Genomic DNA, 15911 nt, shown 5'->3' with positions numbered 1-15911 from the left:
GTGGATCGGTAGATCCCGCGTGCTTCAAACCGTTTCGACAACCACCGGAATATCGATTCGTTTCAGTTGCCGTTCAGCCAGCGTCGCGGGTCGAATCTGGCCACGCTCTTCGACAAAACTCACGTTTGCATCGGCCGCGTCGCTGTTCACGAAATGACGGAAGCGCTTGCGCGTGTCCGGATCGTTGACGGCCTTTTTCCACTCGCATTCGTAGGTGTCGACCACGTGCTGCATCTCCGCTTCGAGTTCCGCGGCAAGCTGAAGCTTGTCGTGCACCACGACATCGATCAGGTACTGAAGCCCGCCTTCCAGGTTGTCGCGCCACACGCTCGTGCGCTGCAACCGGTCCGCGGTCCGGATATAGAACATCAGGAAACGGTCGATGTAACTGACCAGCGTGGCACGGTCAAGATCCGATGCAAGCAGCTCGGCGTGACGCGGTTTCATGCCGCCGTTGCCGCATGCGTAGAGGTTCCAGCCGTTCTCCGTGGCAATCACGCCAATGTCCTTGCCTTGCGCCTCGGCACATTCGCGTGTGCAACCGGAGACGCCGAACTTGATCTTGTGCGGTGTGCGCAAGCCCTTGTAGCGATTCTCTATATCGATCGCGAGACCGACTGAATCGCCCACGCCATAGCGGCACCACGTAGACCCCACGCATGACTTCACGGTGCGCACCGACTTGCCGTACGCGTGGCCGGATTCGAAACCCGCCGCGATCAGTTCTTCCCAGATCAGCGGCAGTTGCTCAACCCGCGCGCCGAACAAATCAACACGCGCGCCGCCCGTGACCTTGGTGTACAAACCGTACTTCTTGGCGACCTGGCCGACCGCGATCAATCCATCGGGCGTGACCTCGCCACCCGGCATCCGGGGGACGACGGAATACGTGCCGTCGCGCTGGATGTTGGCGAGGTAGTAGTCGTTGGTATCCTGCAAGCTTGCGTGCTCTTTCTTCAGGACGAACTCGTTCCAGCACGATGCAAGAATCGCAGCCGTAGCCGGCTTGCAGATGTCACAGCCAAGGCCGTGGCCATGCTTCGCGAGCAACGCGCCAAATGTCTCGATGCGCTCGACGCGCACCATGTGATAAAGCTCCTGGCGCGAATACGGGAAGTGCTCGCACAGGTGGTTGTTGACCGCGAGCCCCTGCTTTTTCATCTCGGCCTTCATCACCTGGGTGACGAGCGCGACGCAGCCGCCGCACGAGATGCCGGCCTTGGTCGATGACTTCAACGCGCCAATGCTGGTTGCACCCGCACAGACCGCTTCGCATATCTGGCCTTTGGACACGTTGTTGCACGAGCAGATTTGCGCGGCGTCAGGCAGCGCGTCAACGCCAAGACCGGGCTTTTGTTTGCCGTCGGAGGAAGGGAGAATCAGGAACTCCGGCGCCTCCGGCAACTCAATTCGGTTCAGCATCATCTGCAAGAGCGTGCCGTATTCGGCCGCGTCGCCAACCATCACGCCGCCGAGCAAATACTTGCCGCACTCGGACACCACCAACTTCTTGTAGACCTGCTTGCGTTCATCGCTGAACTGATACGCGCGGCTGCCCGGCGTCTTGCCGTGCGCGTCGCCAATGCTCGCCACGTCCACGCCCATCAGCTTCAACTTCGTGCTCATGTCGGCGCCTGTGAAACCGGCCACCTCGCCTCGCAACTGCTTGGCGACAATACGCGCCATGTCATAACCCGGTGCGACCAGCCCGAAGATCTGTCCGTTCCAGAGCGCGCATTCACCGATTGCGAAGATATCGGCGTCGCTCGTGCGGCAGTTATCGTCGATCACGATGCCGCCACGGGCGCCGACATCGAGGCCGCTGATCCGCGCAATCTCGTCGCGCGGACGGATGCCGGCGGAGAACACGATCATGTCGGTGTCGAGATGGGTCGCATCGGCGAACTCCATGCGATGCGTGCCGTTCTCGCCATCGACTATGGCAACGGTATTCTTCTGCGTATGAACCGTCACGCCCAGCTCTTCAATCTTGCTGCGCAAGACGCGCGCGCCGCTGTCGTCGACCTGCACGGCCATCAGGCGCGGCGCGAACTCGACCACATGCGTCTGCAAGCCCATGTCGCGCAATGCCTTCGCGCATTCGAGCCCCAACAGGCCACCGCCCACGACCGTACCCGTCTTCGAGCGCGCGCCGCATTCCTTCATTGCTTCGAGATCCTCAATAGTTCGGTACACGAAGCAGTCATGGCGCTCGTTGCCCGCAACCGCCGGCACGAACGGATAAGAACCGGTAGCGAGCACGAGCTTGTCGTAGGCCAGTACCTCGCCGGTCGACACCGTCACGGTCCGCGCCGCGCGATCGATCGACGCAGCCTTCGCATTCAGTTCAAGCCGGACGTTCGCGCGCTCGAAGAATCCCGGCTCGACCAGCGACAGGTCCTGCGCCGATCTGCCGGCGAAGAATTCCGACAGATGCACGCGGTCGTAAGCCGGCCTCGGTTCTTCGCACAGCACGGTGATATCGAGTCCGTGCGCTGCATTCTCAGCGAGACATTCGAGGAGCTTATGGCCGACCATGCCATGGCCGATGACGACAATTTTCATGATCACGACTCTCTCAATTTGCAATGCGCCACACGCCCGAGATCGATGCGGGTTGTTTTGTCTGCCATTGTTTTTCCACAAAACAAAAAGGCGTCCCGCAAACCCAGCCGATGACTGAGTCCAGGGGACGCCTTTGTCCAAAAAGCCCTTCAAGGGCCGCTGTGAAGCCTTGCAATGAAACTGGACCGCCGTTGATCCATAGACGCTCTAAATGCAAGCGCCATGCCATGCTCAACGTTTCTTTATGTGGCGGGCGTTTGCGAGCGATCACGCATTTTGAGCCGGATAGATGCGGTGCATTTTGATGCAGCGCCGCACACTCGCGGTGCGATAGAGCACTGTCCGCGTGCGGGCAAGAAGGCATTCCTGATCGGCTTCATGGGACTAAAGGGAGTCTCGTTCAAAACATACGCATGGGAGCGTGGCTCCACGCGGCGGCCAGCTTACCGATCAAAGGCTCACTCGACGCATGCATTAAAACCATTCTCTTCTGGCCTGGATATTGCCTATGACTAGCTGTGCCCGGCAACGATGTCGGGCGCTTGGATATCACAGTCTTATCGATGTGAATGCCGGTAGACATCGGCGACTCAGGACAACGGCGTCCCTTCGTGCAAGAGCACGAGCGGATGCCGTTTTTCGTTGGCGCGCGGCGTTGAATGCATGGTTGTTTAGCCACCAAAGGACATCACGATGACAACAGGCAAGGTCACCTTGCTCAGCGCAGGCCCAGGCGATCTGGACCTGCTCACGATCGCAGCTGCCAGAGCACTGGCGCTGGCGGATATCGTGTTGCTGGACGATCTCGCCAATCCCGAGATCGTGTCGCTTGCGCCGCAAGCCCGCGTGATCCGGGTCGGCAAACGCGGCGGCTGTAAATCGACACCGCAAGCGTTCATCCAGCGGCTGATGCAACGTTATGCCCTCAAGGGACTGCACGTGGTTCGCGTGAAAGGCGGCGACGCCCTGCTGTTCGGACGCGCAGGCGAAGAGCTCACAGCACTGCGGCACGCGCAGATTCCGGTCGAGATCATCAACGGCATTTCGTCCGGTTTCGCAGCGGCTGCGTGTCTCGGGATATCGCTGACGCATCGGGAGCATTGCCAGGGCGTGACCTTCGTGACGGCGCACAAGCAGGATCACGGCGAACCCAACTGGGCCGCGCTTGCGGCAACCGGCACGACGCTCGCGATCTACATGGGCATGACGCGTATCGACAGCCTGTGCCTTGCACTGCTCTCGGCGATGCCGGCGTCCACCCCTGCCGCAGTGGTTCAATGGGCAGGAACACCATCCGAGCGGCGCTGGCTTGGGCGGCTGGATTGCATGGCGACTGACGCCGTAAAAGCAGGCCTGCAAAGCCCCGCCGTGATCCTTGTTGGCAACGCGATCAGCGAAGCAGCAGCAGACGTGCACGCGGCCTTCAACGCATGGGAAAACCACACCGAAGCGGTCCAGCATGCGGCCTGAGACGCACACATCGCGCGCGGTCTTCATGGTGCTGGCCAACCCGCCGCCGGCCAGCGTTGCGGCCGGCCGGTCTCGCACGCGCTACCCCGGCGCCTGACCCATGCTTCGCGTGCTGCTCGTCACCGACACCGACAAACCCATCGGCGATCTTCGCCAGGCGCTCGCACGCCTGGGCTACGACATGCTGGCCGAGGTGGCAACCCCGGCGGCCTTGCCCAAGGTGGTGGAAGAACAGCGCCCGGATGTGGTTATCATCGACACTGAGTCGCCTTCGCGCGATACGCTCGAGCAACTCGCCGTGATGAACGAAACCGCGCCGCGCCCGGTCCTCATGTTCAGCAACGACGGTGACCAGAAACTGATTCACGCGGCGGTCAGCGCGGGCGTGAGCGCTTATCTTGTTGAAGGGCTGGAAGCATCGCGGCTTGCACCCATCCTTGAAGTCGCACTCGCACGGTTCGCCCGCGAGGAACAATTGCGCAAGCGGCTCGCCGAAGCCGAAAACGAACTCGCGGACCGCAAGCTGATCGACCGGGCCAAGCGCCTGTTGATGGACCGGCGCAGGATGTCCGAGCCGGAGGCATACGCCATGCTGCGCAAGCGCGCCATGGACGAGGGAATGAAGCTTGCCGAAGTCGCGCGCCAGTTGGTGTCGATGGCCGATTTATTAGGGTAGCCCGTACAACATGAACACGCCCAATGCCGCTTTGAAGCACGTGTCCGAGCGACCCGAGAAGACGCATATCCGCCTCGGGTTCGTGGCGCTGAGCGATGTCGCCCCGCTCGCCGTTGCCAAGATCCTCGAGTTTGGCCACAGCCACGGCCTGACGCTCGAACTATGCCGTCAGCCTTCATGGGCGGCCGTGCGCGACAAGCTGTTGTCCGGCGAAATCGATGCGGCGCACGCGCTTTATGGGCTCGTGTACGGCGTCCAGCTGGGTATTGGAGGACCGCAGGGCGACATGGCCGTGCTCATGGTGCTGAGCCGGAATGGTCAGGCCATCACGCTGTCGAATCCACTTGCCGATGCGTTGAGCAAGAGCGGCAATTTGAAGGAGGCGCTCGCGTCGCTCGGCCGTCCTCCGGTCTTCGCACAGACCTTTCCGACCGGCACGCACGCGATGTGGTTGTACTACTGGCTCGCAGCACTTGGCGTGCATCCGCTGCGCGACATTCGCAGTATCGTGATCCCGCCGCCGCAAATGGTCGATGCATTGGCCGAGGGCCAGCTCGACGGATTCTGTGTGGGTGAGCCGTGGAACGCGGTTGCCGAGTCGCGCCACGCGGGCAGGACCGTCGCGATCACGAGCCAGATCTGGCCGGACCACCCGGAAAAGGTGCTTGCCAGCCGGCGCGATTTTGTCGCGCGTTATCCGAACACGACACGCGCGCTGATCCAGACCATGCTCGAGGCGTGCCGATGGCTTGACGACCCCGCACATCGCACCGACATCTCGACGTGGCTCGCCGCGCCGGAATTGTTAGGCGTGCCGCAGGAATTGATCGCGCCACGCCTGCTCGGTGATTACGGCAACTACGATGCAGCGCAATTCCCCGGGCAGCCACTTCCGCGCCCCGCTAGTTTCTTCGATAAAGGCGCCGTCAACTATCCGCGTCCGTCGGATGGCCTGTGGTTCCTGACGCAATATCGCCGATGGGGTCTGCTGAACGGCAATCAGGACGATGACGCCGCAATTGCAGCGGCGATCAGCCAGACGGCGTTGTATCGCGAGGCGGCGGAACTGGCGGACGTGCGCGTACCGGACGAGATTCGCGCGGACGTGCTGTTCGACGGGCGCGTCTGGGATGGACAAGATCCCGCCGCCTATCTCGACGGTTTTGCGATGCGTGCCTGACGCGGTGGTGGCGTTTGTTGTCTATCGCCGGTTTCAACGGCTCGGCGATGCATACCTCATGACAGCTTGACCTTCATTCCGGCGCTTATCAAAAGACCCCCTGCCGTCGAACATATAGCTACTAGAACAACTTCCACCTGCGTGGCGAAAGTGCATGCCGGAAGCATCCTGACGGCCTATGAGCCCGGTTTAGGTTGCCAGTCCGGGACCGTATGACGGATGCTTCATAACCCCGGCGCGCTTTTATGTGACCAGAAGCTTGCCGGCCGTGGAACGCATCCTGCTTCGACGGATTACAAACCGTCAAGTCGTCGTCACCGTCATCGAAGCAGAGGTTGCCATGAGCACGTTGTCCACCGAGAAAATTCAGGCTGTGGTGAAAAAGGACGCCTCCTGGGTGATGGGCGCGCTCAAGAAATTCGGCGAGGATCGCTGTGCCGCCATGGCCGCGAGCATCGCGTTCTACTCCGCGTTTTCGTTGGCGCCAACGCTGGTCATGGTTATCGCAGTGGCCGGCTGGGTGTTCGGCGCAGACGCCGCGCGGGGGCAATTGTTCCATCAGGTCAATGGACTGCTGGGCGATCAGGCCGCCGCGAGCGTGCAAAGCATTGTTGAAAATGCCCACCGCAGCGGCGGCACGGGTATCGCTGCCGTGATCTCGTTCGTGTTGCTGGCGGTGGGCGCATCAGCAACGTTTTCGTCGCTCAACACTGCGTTAAATCTCGTGTGGCCAATGACCGGCGAGCAGAAATCCAGCGTATTCGCTTTGGTGCGGGTGCGGCTGATCTCGTTTGGACTGGTGCTGGGGGTGGCGTTCTTGCTGATCGTCTCCCTGGTCCTCGATACCGCCATCCAGGCCGTCGGCACATGGCTTTGGGGTAATTCGCCCTTCGTGATCATCGGCGACATTGTGCAACTGGTGGTCGGACTGGTGATTCTCTCGCTGGCGTTCGGGGCACTCCTGAAGTTCCTTCCCGATGGCCGGGTGCAATGGCGCGACGCAATAGTTGGCGGGTTGGTCGCCGCCATCCTCTTTTCCGTCGGCAAAAAGCTGTTTGCGTTCTACCTGACTCACGCCGGCACGGCGAATTCGTTCGGCGCGGCGGGCTCGCTTGCCGTGTTGCTGATGTGGCTGTACTTCTCGGCGGCCGTCCTGCTGCTTGGCGCCGAGTTTTCAGCTGCGCGGGCACGTTTGCATGATCCCCGTGGCGCGTGGGGCCAGCAGAGCTCGCGGGTCCCGCCGGGCAGCCGTGCAAAGATCGGTTCGATGCTGGCAGGCTCGACGCATCCGGGAGCCGGGTTGGCAGATCCAAATGCGGATGCGGGCAGCGCCGGAACTGCAAAAGCCTTTGCGGTCGTGCCGGGACGTACGCGGGCATCTATTGGACAGCGGGCTGAACGCTCGCAGCATTTGACGCAGCAGGCGCGCAAACGCGTGTCGGCACTGAGCACCGCGCTCAGCCTTAGCCGCAAGCTGGCACGTGCGGAAACCACCGCCACGCGCGTGACGGCGCAGGCCATGCTGGATTGCGGGCGCAAGGCGGTGCAGGCCAATGGCTTGGTAAAACAGTATCCATGGCATGCCGTGCTGCTGGCTGGCGGCGCTGGCTTGGCGCTCGCGCTGCTAACGGGCCGCGACACGAGCCGCAGCCTGCCCAGGGCGACCGACGAATAACGCCGGCAAGGTCAATCGCGGGATCCAATAGCGATCCCGCGTCATTCACGAAATCGGCGTGATCCAGGACACGTCAGTTTTCCGTGTCAAAAGCTCGATCGCCTCAAACTTCGTCAAATCGCATGGACCATTCGCGACGTGTGAAGAGCCGCGTTTCTGTTGCGATCTACGCAAGCATCACGCTTTCAGAGCCTGCCATTGGGTAAGAGTGTTGGTAATCCACAACGCGCGCACTTGGCTTTCAGAGCCGGACACTCCTCAGGCGCTTCAAACCCCTGCCCCGTGCAAACCCTTGCCGAGCCATATACAGCGCTCCTCTTGCCGTAAGCGATCGCTTTAGCGAGCACCGTCGGCATGTCTCGCTTATAACAACTAATTAGTAGAAAACTAATAAAAACCGACTGTTTCGCGCTGAACCAATTGCATTAAAGGGAACTTTCTGACGGCGTCTGTGGTTCGGCCTTTCACAAGATGATTGAACGGCTGAAGCCTTGACAGGCTTGCCTTACGAGAGATCACACGGTCGACCGCAAAGTGTCTTTTTTTCGAGACATGTTTTAATTTTTCAGTTCTTAAGTTTTGTAACGCTGCGTTATTCTCTGCGCCGGCAACAACGAATTTAATCCTAGCGTGGAGAACCTGATGAAACGTTTCGCACTGACTTCCCTTTCGCTGGCACTGCTCGGCACAGCTGGCGCGGCTCACGCGCAAAGCAGCGTGACCCTTTATGGCGTGATCGACGAGGCTGTCGCCTATGTTAACCACGCAAGCGGCAACAACCATCTGGTTGGTCTCTCTGCAGGTAACTTGTCTGGTGACCGTTGGGGCCTGAAGGGTTCGGAAGATTTGGGCGGCGGTTTGAAGGCAATTTTCCAATTGGAAAACGGCTTTAACGTGAACACGGGTGCACTGGGCCAAGGCGGTCGCGAATTCGGTCGTCAGGCATTTGTCGGTTTGACGTCGGACAAGCTCGGCACGGTCACGCTCGGTCGTCAATACGATCCGCTGGTTGACATGGTGCAGGGCATCACGGGTGACAACTACTGGGCGTCCATCGTCGGTACGCCGGGCGACGTCGACAACTACGACAACAGCTCGCGTGTGAACAACGCTGTGAAGTACGTGTCGCCGAACTATGCCGGCCTGCAATTCGAAGGCATGTATGGTTTCAGCAACACCGCTGGCACGACGGGTCAAGGCCAGACGTGGAGCGGTGCAGTTGCGTATAACAACGGTCCGTTGGGCTTGGCTGCTGGTTACTACTACACGAGCAACCCGAGCGCAGGCCGTTCGGCTACAAACTGGAACAGCCCGTCGTCAGATTCGATTATCGACAGCGCAATCAACGCTGGCTACGCCTCGGCTCACTCGATCGCCATCGCCCGTGCAGCAGGTCAGTACGCTATCGGCCCGGTAACGCTCGGCGCTTCGTACAGCAATGTGAAGTACCGTCCGGACGGTTTCTCGGCATTCACATCGACAGAGACGTACAACATTGGCAGCGCGTTCGCGAACTACCAGCTGACGCCGGCTTTCCTGATCGGCTTGGGCTACACGTATGAGAAAGCGAGTGGCGACACGGGTGCTCATTACAATCAGGTCGGCATCGGTGCGGACTACACGCTGTCCAAGCGCACGGATTTCTACGCACTCGGCGCTTACCAGAAAGCAAGCGGCTCGCAAGCTACGTTCACCACAAATGGCGGCGTAACAACTCGCGTAAATCAACAAGCGCAAGCATCGATCGGTTCGTTCGGCTACAACGGCACGAGCACGCAGGAACTGGTGCTGGTTGGTATTCGTCACAAGTTCTAAAGTCCGATACGGCGTGCAGCGTTTCACTGCATAGCGCGCCGATTCAGACTGCGGTTCAAAAACAGCCATCGGCTTCGCCGGTGGCTGTTTTTTTATGTGCGTTGAATACAGCACGTCCAGGCTGCCGTGATCGCCATACACACGCTGAACAAGCGAACGGCCCAATCGACTTATGCCGATTGGGCCGTTCGCTTGTTCAACTTACCTAGCTTGCCGAGGCATTGAAAGTCTGTAGGCACTCCACAACGTACTCAATGCTGCGAACGCTCGCTCCCGGGCTGCATCAGCGTCTGAAATGGCGGCGCTGACGTATCGGGTTCCGCGCGCAGGTCGCTGCCCGTCACGCGCGGCACGTTAGATACCGTTTCGCGCGCCCGCAGTGGCACATTGGCGGGATCGGCCCAGGTCGGATTCGGAATTTCCCCGAAAATCTGCCGCAACCGGTCACCCCACGTACGATGAATCATCTGGAAATACTGATTGTCGTTATCGATCGTGGAGAACCGCGTGACCTGCAACGCGTCCTTTTCATACACGAGCAGGTCAAGCGGCAATCCCACCGACAAATTCGAGCGCAGCGTGGAATCCATCGACACCAGCGCGCATTTCGCCACTTCGTCCAACGGCGTGGATGGCGTGACAACGCGATCGATGATCGGTTTGCCATACTTCGATTCGCCGATCTGGAAATACGGGCTGACCGGCGATGACTCCACGAAATTACCCGCCGAATAGATCATGAACAGGCGCGTATTTGCGCCGCGAATCTGGCCGCCGAGAATAAAGCTGCAATTGAAGTCGACGCTGAATTCCGCGAGCGTGGCTGCATCTCGCCGATGTATCTCGCGCACCGCATCGCCCACCAGCCGCGCCGCTTCCGCCATGGTGGGGACGTTGTACAGCGTGGTTTTGTCTTCGGGCGCCGGTTCCGACAGCAGTTGCATGACGGCCTGCGTCAGCGCGAGGTTGCCCGCGGCCAAGAGCACGAGGACGCGGTCACCGGGCTGCTCGAAGACCGCCATCTTGCGAGCTGCGCTCACATGATCGACTCCGGCATTCGTGCGGGTATCGGACAGGAACACCAGTCCCTCGTCGACGCGCATTGCCACGCAATAAGTCATGCGTCCAATTCCTGAAAGAAGCAAATTCGTATTGTAGTCGGGTATTCGTCCGGACCGGACCGATTGCGGAGACTCTTGGACTAGGCAGCATCGCCCGGCAACGCGGCGCCTGACCTTCTGATAGTTAATATCGGCACAGGGGGGCGCGGCTTGAATGCCGCGGCGCAGGAGAAATGCGCGCCGCGACGTGTCATGCGCATCGCATTGCTGCGATCTGTTCAGCTCACTGGTCGGCCGTTGCCTGCACCGAGACGTCCACGCTCATGCGCTCTTCCTTGCCGCCCACGCGCGAACCGCGCACGGGCGCGGCCGCTTCATAGTCGCGTGCGACCGCGAGGCGGCAGTACCGGCCACTGGCGAACGCCGCGTGCGTGACGTCCACCGACACCCAGCCGTCGTCGATCCACACATCTACCCACGCGTGGCTCGCGGCGTGCGGGACATCGCCCGGATCGATATAACCGCTCACATAGCGCGCCGGCAAGCCCCGCGCGCGGCAGGACGCCAGCATGAGGTGAGCGTGATCCTGGCACACGCCGTTGCCGAGTTGCAGCGCCTGGGCCGCGGTGCTCGTCACCTCGGTGACACCCGCCTTGAACTGCACTTTTGCTTCGATATTCTCCGCCAGCGCAATCAGCGCCGACGGTGAATCGAGTTTCGGCACCGAGTTCGCGAGTTCGCGGATCGCAGCATCCGGTTCGGTCAGCGCGGTTGCACATGTGTAGTGTTGCAGAGGAATCCGGCCGGGACCGTCGTTGAGACGGCCGCCGTCGAGCAACGTGGTTTCCACCTGTCCGGTCACGGAAAGATGGATCTCCATATGCGGTTTCGTCAGCACCAGGGTGTGCAACGTGTTGGCGTAGGCGTCGCGGGTGACGTCGAGCTTGCCGACAGTATCGATGTTCCAGCGCCGCACCATTTGCGCCGACCCATTGGCGGGCGTCATGCGCAGTTGCTGGATGGAGTACTGCACCGGCACCGCGTATCGGTAGCTTGTGTGATGACGAATGGTCAGAAGCATGATGGTTCCCAGGGCGGATGCAATACAAAGCAATGCAAAACAATACGAAGCAAGACGAACCGGTTCAGGCGAGAGGCAACATGAGGAAGGTGCGCATCACGCGAACACCGAGCTCGTCGACCCGTTTCAGGAATTGCGTCAGGTAGGCGTGCACGCCGGTTTCGAGGATCTGGCGGATATCCATGTACAGCACGTCCGCGCGCAGCTTGCCGGCGAAACGTTCGCACTCGTTCGAGCCGTCGGTACGCAGCTTGTCGAGCGTCGCGCAGACCCCATCAAGAGACGCCAGCAGCGAGCGCGGCATCTGCGAGTTAAGGATCAGCAACTCCACGACCCGCGACGGCGTCACAACGTCGCGATACACCTTCCGATAAATCTCCAGCGCGGACACCGAACTCAAAATGGAGGTCCAGTAATAGAAGTCCTCCAGCTGACGCGCGGCTTCGCGCGAGTTCGGTTCGGCATCGGCGAAACGCACGTCCAGGATCCGCGCCGTGTTGTCCGCGCGTTCCAGGTACATGCCGAGCTGGATGAACCAGAAAGCGTCGTCCTGAAGCGCTGTGCCGACCATCACGCCGCGACACAAATTCGAGCGGTACTTGACCCATTCGAACAGCATGTCCGGGCTTTTTTCCAGCTCGCCAGCGGCGAGTTTCTCGCCGAATTCGAGCCACGTGAAATTGATGGTCTCCCACGCTTCCGTGGTCAGGGTCCCGCGCACGGCACGCGCGTTTTCGCGCGCCGCGTGCAGGCAGGAATTGATGCTCGACGGATTGCCGGTATCGGCGACCATGAAGTGCAGCATGTCCTCGCGGGAATCCGAACCCGGGAAACGCTCCTCGAATTTTGATTCGAGCTCCGAAATGCGCAGTACGGAACGTTGCGCGCGAGCGGCCTGATCCGGCGTCTGCGGCAGGAGCATGCCCTTCAGGTTGATATCGAGCATGCGGGCAGTATTTTCCGCACGCTCCATGTAGCGAGCCATCCAGAAAAGGTGATCGGCTGTGCGGCTTAGCATCATGATGGCGTTCCGTTGTTGTGTGGCTCGCGCGGGCGCAGCGCTTGCAAGCGCGCCCTTGCGAACAATCCTGGTGGGTGCTTAGTCCACCATCCAGGTGTCTTTCGTGCCGCCGCCCTGCGACGAATTCACGACGAGAGAACCCTCCTTCAACGCCACGCGAGTCAGGCCGCCGGCGGCCATCGTCACTTCTTTACCCGACAGCACGAACGGCCGCAAGTCGATATGGCGCGGCGCAATACCCGACTCCACGAAGGTCGGGCATGCGGAGAGCGCCAGTGTTGGCTGGGCGATATACCCATCCGGCCGCGCAATCAGTCGTTCGCGGAACGCCTCGATTTCCGCTTTCGTCGATGCCGGTCCGACCAGCATGCCGTAACCGCCCGCGCCGTGGACTTCCTTCACGACCAGCTCGGGCAGATGCGCGAGCGTGTAGGCGAGATCGTCGGGCTTGCGGCACTGGAACGTGGGCACGTTGTTCAGGATCGGCGTTTCGCCCAGATAGAACTCGATCATGTCCGGGACGAACGGATAGATGGATTTATCGTCGGCTATGCCGGTGCCCATCGCGTTGGCCAAGGCCACGCGGCCCGCGCGATACGACGTCAAAAGCCCCGGCACGCCGAGCGCCGAGTCCGTGCGGAAGGCGAGCGGGTCCATGAAGTCATCGTCGAGGCGCCGGTAGATCACATCGACACGTTTCGGTCCCTGCGTCGTGCGCATGAACACGTAGTTTTCATCGACAAAAAGGTCCTTGCCCTCCACCAGTTCCACGCCCATTTGCTGCGCGAGGAACGAGTGCTCGAAGTACGCCGAGTTGTACATGCCGGGCGTGAGCACGACCACGTTGGGGTCATCGACACCGGCTGGCGCGATCGAGCGCAAGGTTTCGAGCAGCAGATCCGGATAGTGCGCAACCGGCGCGATGCGGTTCTGCACGAACAGTTCAGGGAAGAGCCGCATCATCATCTTGCGATTTTCGAGCATGTACGACACGCCCGACGGCACCCGCAGATTGTCTTCGAGCACGTAGAACTCGCCCGCGTCACCCGCGCGCACCACGTCCACGCCAGCCACGTGCGCGTAGACGTCGAGCGGCACGGACACGCCTTGCATCTCCGGGCGATATTGCGCGTTCGTGTACACCTGTTCGGCGGGAATCTTCCCTGCCCGGACGATGTCGTGATCGTGATAGACGTCGCGGATGAACATGTTCAGCGCACGGACACGCTGTCGAAGGCCGGCTTCCAGCTTGCGCCATTCGTCGCCGGGGATGATCCGCGGAATCATGTCGAAGGGAATCAGGCGCTCGGTGCCCGACAGATCACCGTTCACGGCGAACGTGATGCCGACACGCCTGAACAGCAGATCGGCTTCCGCGCGCTTGCGAGCGATGGTTTCGGGGCTCTGAGTGGAAAGCCACCGGGAGAAGCGTGCGTAATGCGCCCGCACGGTTTCCTCGTGACGCATTTCGTCGTAGATCTGCATCTTGCGTCCTTTTTTGATCGCGGCTTCTAGCCGCCTGTGCGTGGAAGTGCCGGCTCTTCAAGCCGGGCCACGCCTGTCCGACGCATCGGTAGTTTCAGTATCTACAATTAAGCAACAGGCGTGCCATTTTTTCTACTACTTGTTTTTACTCATTGTTTTGGCGGGTTAGGTGGAAGTTTGCTTCAAATGAGTGCGCAGCGGTGAGCCGGGGTGGTAGATGAAGTTGGGGCGATGCCCGGATTTGGTGCGAAGGGAGGCATTCGCGCTGATGGACGAAGCCCATCAACGCTCAGAATATGCGTGAGCTTGCGGTCTGCGGGCGTCGGCGATCTTCTATTTAACTGCTAGCCGCTTGCGCGTCTGCCTGCCATCCGCCGCCTAGCGCCTTATAAACAGCGATCAGATCCGTTGTCACGCTAATTGTGGATTGCGCCAGTTGCTGCCGCGTCTCGGCCAACTGCCGCTCCGCATCCAGAACGTTAATGAACGTCACCAGGCCCTTGCGATAACTATCGGTCGCCAGCTCCAAACTGATCCGGTTCGCCTCCACCGTGCGCGTCAGCGCCTCGCGGCGGTCCTGGTCCGTCCGGTACGACACCAGCGCGTTATCGACGTCCTGCAGCGCCTTGAGCACCGTCGATCGATACTGCAGCGCCGCCTGCCCCGCCTGCGCCTTCGCTATCCGCACGTTCGCCCGCAACGCGCCGCCTTCGAATATCGGCAGGGAAATACTGGGGCCAATCGTCCAGAAAAGACTCGACCAGCGTGCAAGATATTTCGCTTCGCTGGCTCGCATGCCCACATTGCCCGTCAACGATACATCCGGGTACATCTGCGCCACCGCCACGCCAATCTCAGCAGTGGCCGCGTGCAAGTCACTCTCCGCACGACGAATGTCCGGACGCCGCCGCGCCAACGTGGACGGCAAACCAATCGGCACGCTTGGCGGAACCGGCGGTATCGCCCCTTGCGTCTCTAACTCCGCGTCCAGCGTCCCCGGCGCATTCCCGGTCAATACGGCAAGGCCGTTCATTGCCTGCGCAATCTGTGCATCGAATTGAGGAAGCTGGGCCTGCAGCGATCCCATTTGCGCAGTCGCGCTTTCCACGTCGCTCTGACTCGTCAGCCCGACACGCGCCTGCTCACGCGTCAGATCGAGTATCCGCTGCTCCGAGCCGATCTCAGCCAACGTGATCTGCTTCAGCAACTGCGCCCCGCGCAGTTGCGAATAAGTCTGCGCGACCTCAGCTTCGAGCGAGACGAGGGCGTCGTTGCGATTCTCGATTGCCGACTCCGTCTGCGCGTTTGCCGACTCCACCGAGCGCCGCACACGGCCGAACAAATCGAGCTCCCATGAGGCATCGAAACCATCCTGGAAGAGGTTCACCGGCGCCGTCAGGGAATTCAGGGCGCTCGTCACGCCCGCACTGTTGGGCCCAAGCGCGTTGACCCTGTCATACACGCCCTGCGACTGCAGCAAGCCCTTCAGGCCCAGTTGCTCGCGCTTATAGCTCGCGTTCGCGCTAAGTTGCGGCAACCCCTGCGCGCCCGATGCGACCGCCTGTTCGCGCGCCGCCTCGATACGCAGCACCGCGCTCTGCAAGTCCAGGTTGCCCGCCGCCGCGCGGTCGATCAGCGAGTCCAGCGTGGCGTCGTTGAACTGCCTCCACCAGTGAGGATCGGGATCGGCGTTGGTGTCGGCCAGCGACGGCGCGCCCGCATGCGGATATCGAATGTCATCAGGCGGGGTCTGCGGGTTTTGCGCGCGTTGCACATCGCGCCAATTGTCAGGGGCTTTTGCATCGGGCGGCGTGAAGTTCGGACCGACTGAACACGCGCCTGCGAGCATCGAAAGCAGCAAGGGAATCAAGCGTTTGCGCAT

At 60.9% G+C, this 15911-nt stretch carries 12 protein-coding genes; 5 read left to right on the top strand and 7 right to left on the bottom strand.

Going from position 1 to position 15911, the window contains the following annotated elements; all coding sequences use genetic code 11:
* Window positions 1-24: 24 nt before the first annotated feature.
* Together nirB and ACMX25_RS08275 are read right to left on the bottom strand one after the other, a co-directional pair.
* Entirely contained in the window at window positions 25-2565 is a 2541-nt protein-coding gene (gene nirB, locus ACMX25_RS08280; RefSeq protein WP_414949180.1) for a nitrite reductase large subunit NirB, read from the bottom strand.
* A 13-nt stretch (window positions 2566-2578) separates the two neighbouring features.
* Window positions 2579-2794 (bottom strand): hypothetical protein, encoded by a 216-nt coding sequence (locus ACMX25_RS08275; protein WP_414949179.1) that lies wholly within the window; start codon window positions 2792-2794, stop codon window positions 2579-2581.
* Between the two features lie 464 nt (window positions 2795-3258).
* Here ACMX25_RS08275 and cobA point away from each other — a divergent pair, with 464 nt between their 5' ends.
* The 5 genes from cobA (at window position 3259) to ACMX25_RS08250 (ending at window position 9381) form a co-directional block, all read left to right on the top strand.
* Window positions 3259-4035, top strand: coding sequence for a uroporphyrinogen-III C-methyltransferase (gene cobA / locus ACMX25_RS08270; RefSeq protein WP_414949178.1), 777 nt, complete (start codon window positions 3259-3261; stop codon window positions 4033-4035).
* Window positions 4036-4135: 100 nt separating this feature from the next.
* A complete protein-coding gene (locus tag ACMX25_RS08265) occupies window positions 4136-4711 on the top strand; it encodes an ANTAR domain-containing response regulator (RefSeq protein WP_414949176.1) in 576 nt (191 codons plus the stop codon).
* A 10-nt stretch (window positions 4712-4721) separates the two neighbouring features.
* On the top strand, window positions 4722-5891 hold the full coding sequence (locus ACMX25_RS08260; RefSeq protein ID WP_414949174.1) for a CmpA/NrtA family ABC transporter substrate-binding protein: 1170 nt from the start codon (window positions 4722-4724) through the stop codon (window positions 5889-5891).
* 340 nt (window positions 5892-6231) lie between these two features.
* On the top strand, window positions 6232-7566 hold the full coding sequence (locus ACMX25_RS08255) for a YihY/virulence factor BrkB family protein (RefSeq protein WP_414949172.1): 1335 nt from the start codon (window positions 6232-6234) through the stop codon (window positions 7564-7566).
* Between the two features lie 642 nt (window positions 7567-8208).
* Window positions 8209-9381, top strand: coding sequence for a porin (locus tag ACMX25_RS08250; protein WP_414949171.1), 1173 nt, complete (start codon window positions 8209-8211; stop codon window positions 9379-9381).
* Between the two features lie 251 nt (window positions 9382-9632).
* Here ACMX25_RS08250 and ACMX25_RS08245 read toward each other — a convergent pair whose 3' ends face one another.
* From ACMX25_RS08245 to ACMX25_RS08225, 5 genes are all read right to left on the bottom strand, one after another.
* A complete protein-coding gene (locus tag ACMX25_RS08245; protein WP_414949170.1) occupies window positions 9633-10502 on the bottom strand; it encodes a peptidase in 870 nt (289 codons plus the stop codon).
* Between the two features lie 223 nt (window positions 10503-10725).
* Window positions 10726-11523 carry a transglutaminase family protein gene (locus ACMX25_RS08240; protein WP_414949169.1) on the bottom strand — a complete coding sequence of 266 codons (798 nt, stop codon included), beginning with the start codon at window positions 11521-11523 and terminating at the stop codon, window positions 10726-10728.
* 64 nt (window positions 11524-11587) lie between these two features.
* Window positions 11588-12541 (bottom strand): alpha-E domain-containing protein, encoded by a 954-nt coding sequence (locus ACMX25_RS08235; protein WP_299718893.1) that lies wholly within the window; start codon window positions 12539-12541, stop codon window positions 11588-11590.
* A gap of 81 nt (window positions 12542-12622) precedes the next feature.
* The gene (locus ACMX25_RS08230; RefSeq protein ID WP_299718879.1) at window positions 12623-14029 is read right to left on the bottom strand and encodes a circularly permuted type 2 ATP-grasp protein; all 1407 of its coding nucleotides are present in this window, start codon (window positions 14027-14029) and stop codon (window positions 12623-12625) included.
* 337 nt (window positions 14030-14366) lie between these two features.
* On the bottom strand, window positions 14367-15911 hold the full coding sequence (locus tag ACMX25_RS08225; RefSeq protein ID WP_414949168.1) for an efflux transporter outer membrane subunit: 1545 nt from the start codon (window positions 15909-15911) through the stop codon (window positions 14367-14369).

Origin of the sequence: Caballeronia eucalypticola (assembly GCF_047608185.1) — a bacterium.
Taxonomy (GTDB): domain Bacteria; phylum Pseudomonadota; class Gammaproteobacteria; order Burkholderiales; family Burkholderiaceae; genus Caballeronia.
Note: the sequence above shows the minus strand (reverse complement) of the source record. Positions and strands in the feature narration are given on the sequence as shown.

Coding starts and splice junctions, on each gene's coding strand:
- ACMX25_RS08265 (WP_414949176.1), top strand. CDS start 4,136: ATGCTTCGCGTGCTGCTCGTCACCGACACCGACAAACCCATCGGCGAT.
- ACMX25_RS08230 (WP_299718879.1), bottom strand. CDS start 14,029: ATGCAGATCTACGACGAAATGCGTCACGAGGAAACCGTGCGGGCGCAT.
- ACMX25_RS08245 (WP_414949170.1), bottom strand. CDS start 10,502: ATGACTTATTGCGTGGCAATGCGCGTCGACGAGGGACTGGTGTTCCTG.
- ACMX25_RS08250 (WP_414949171.1), top strand. CDS start 8,209: ATGAAACGTTTCGCACTGACTTCCCTTTCGCTGGCACTGCTCGGCACA.
- ACMX25_RS08260 (WP_414949174.1), top strand. CDS start 4,722: ATGAACACGCCCAATGCCGCTTTGAAGCACGTGTCCGAGCGACCCGAG.
- ACMX25_RS08255 (WP_414949172.1), top strand. CDS start 6,232: ATGAGCACGTTGTCCACCGAGAAAATTCAGGCTGTGGTGAAAAAGGAC.
- ACMX25_RS08275 (WP_414949179.1), bottom strand. CDS start 2,794: ATGGCATGGCGCTTGCATTTAGAGCGTCTATGGATCAACGGCGGTCCA.
- nirB (WP_414949180.1), bottom strand. CDS start 2,565: ATGAAAATTGTCGTCATCGGCCATGGCATGGTCGGCCATAAGCTCCTC.
- ACMX25_RS08235 (WP_299718893.1), bottom strand. CDS start 12,541: ATGCTAAGCCGCACAGCCGATCACCTTTTCTGGATGGCTCGCTACATG.
- cobA (WP_414949178.1), top strand. CDS start 3,259: ATGACAACAGGCAAGGTCACCTTGCTCAGCGCAGGCCCAGGCGATCTG.
- ACMX25_RS08225 (WP_414949168.1), bottom strand. CDS start 15,911: ATGCGCAAACGCTTGATTCCCTTGCTGCTTTCGATGCTCGCAGGCGCG.
- ACMX25_RS08240 (WP_414949169.1), bottom strand. CDS start 11,523: ATGCTTCTGACCATTCGTCATCACACAAGCTACCGATACGCGGTGCCG.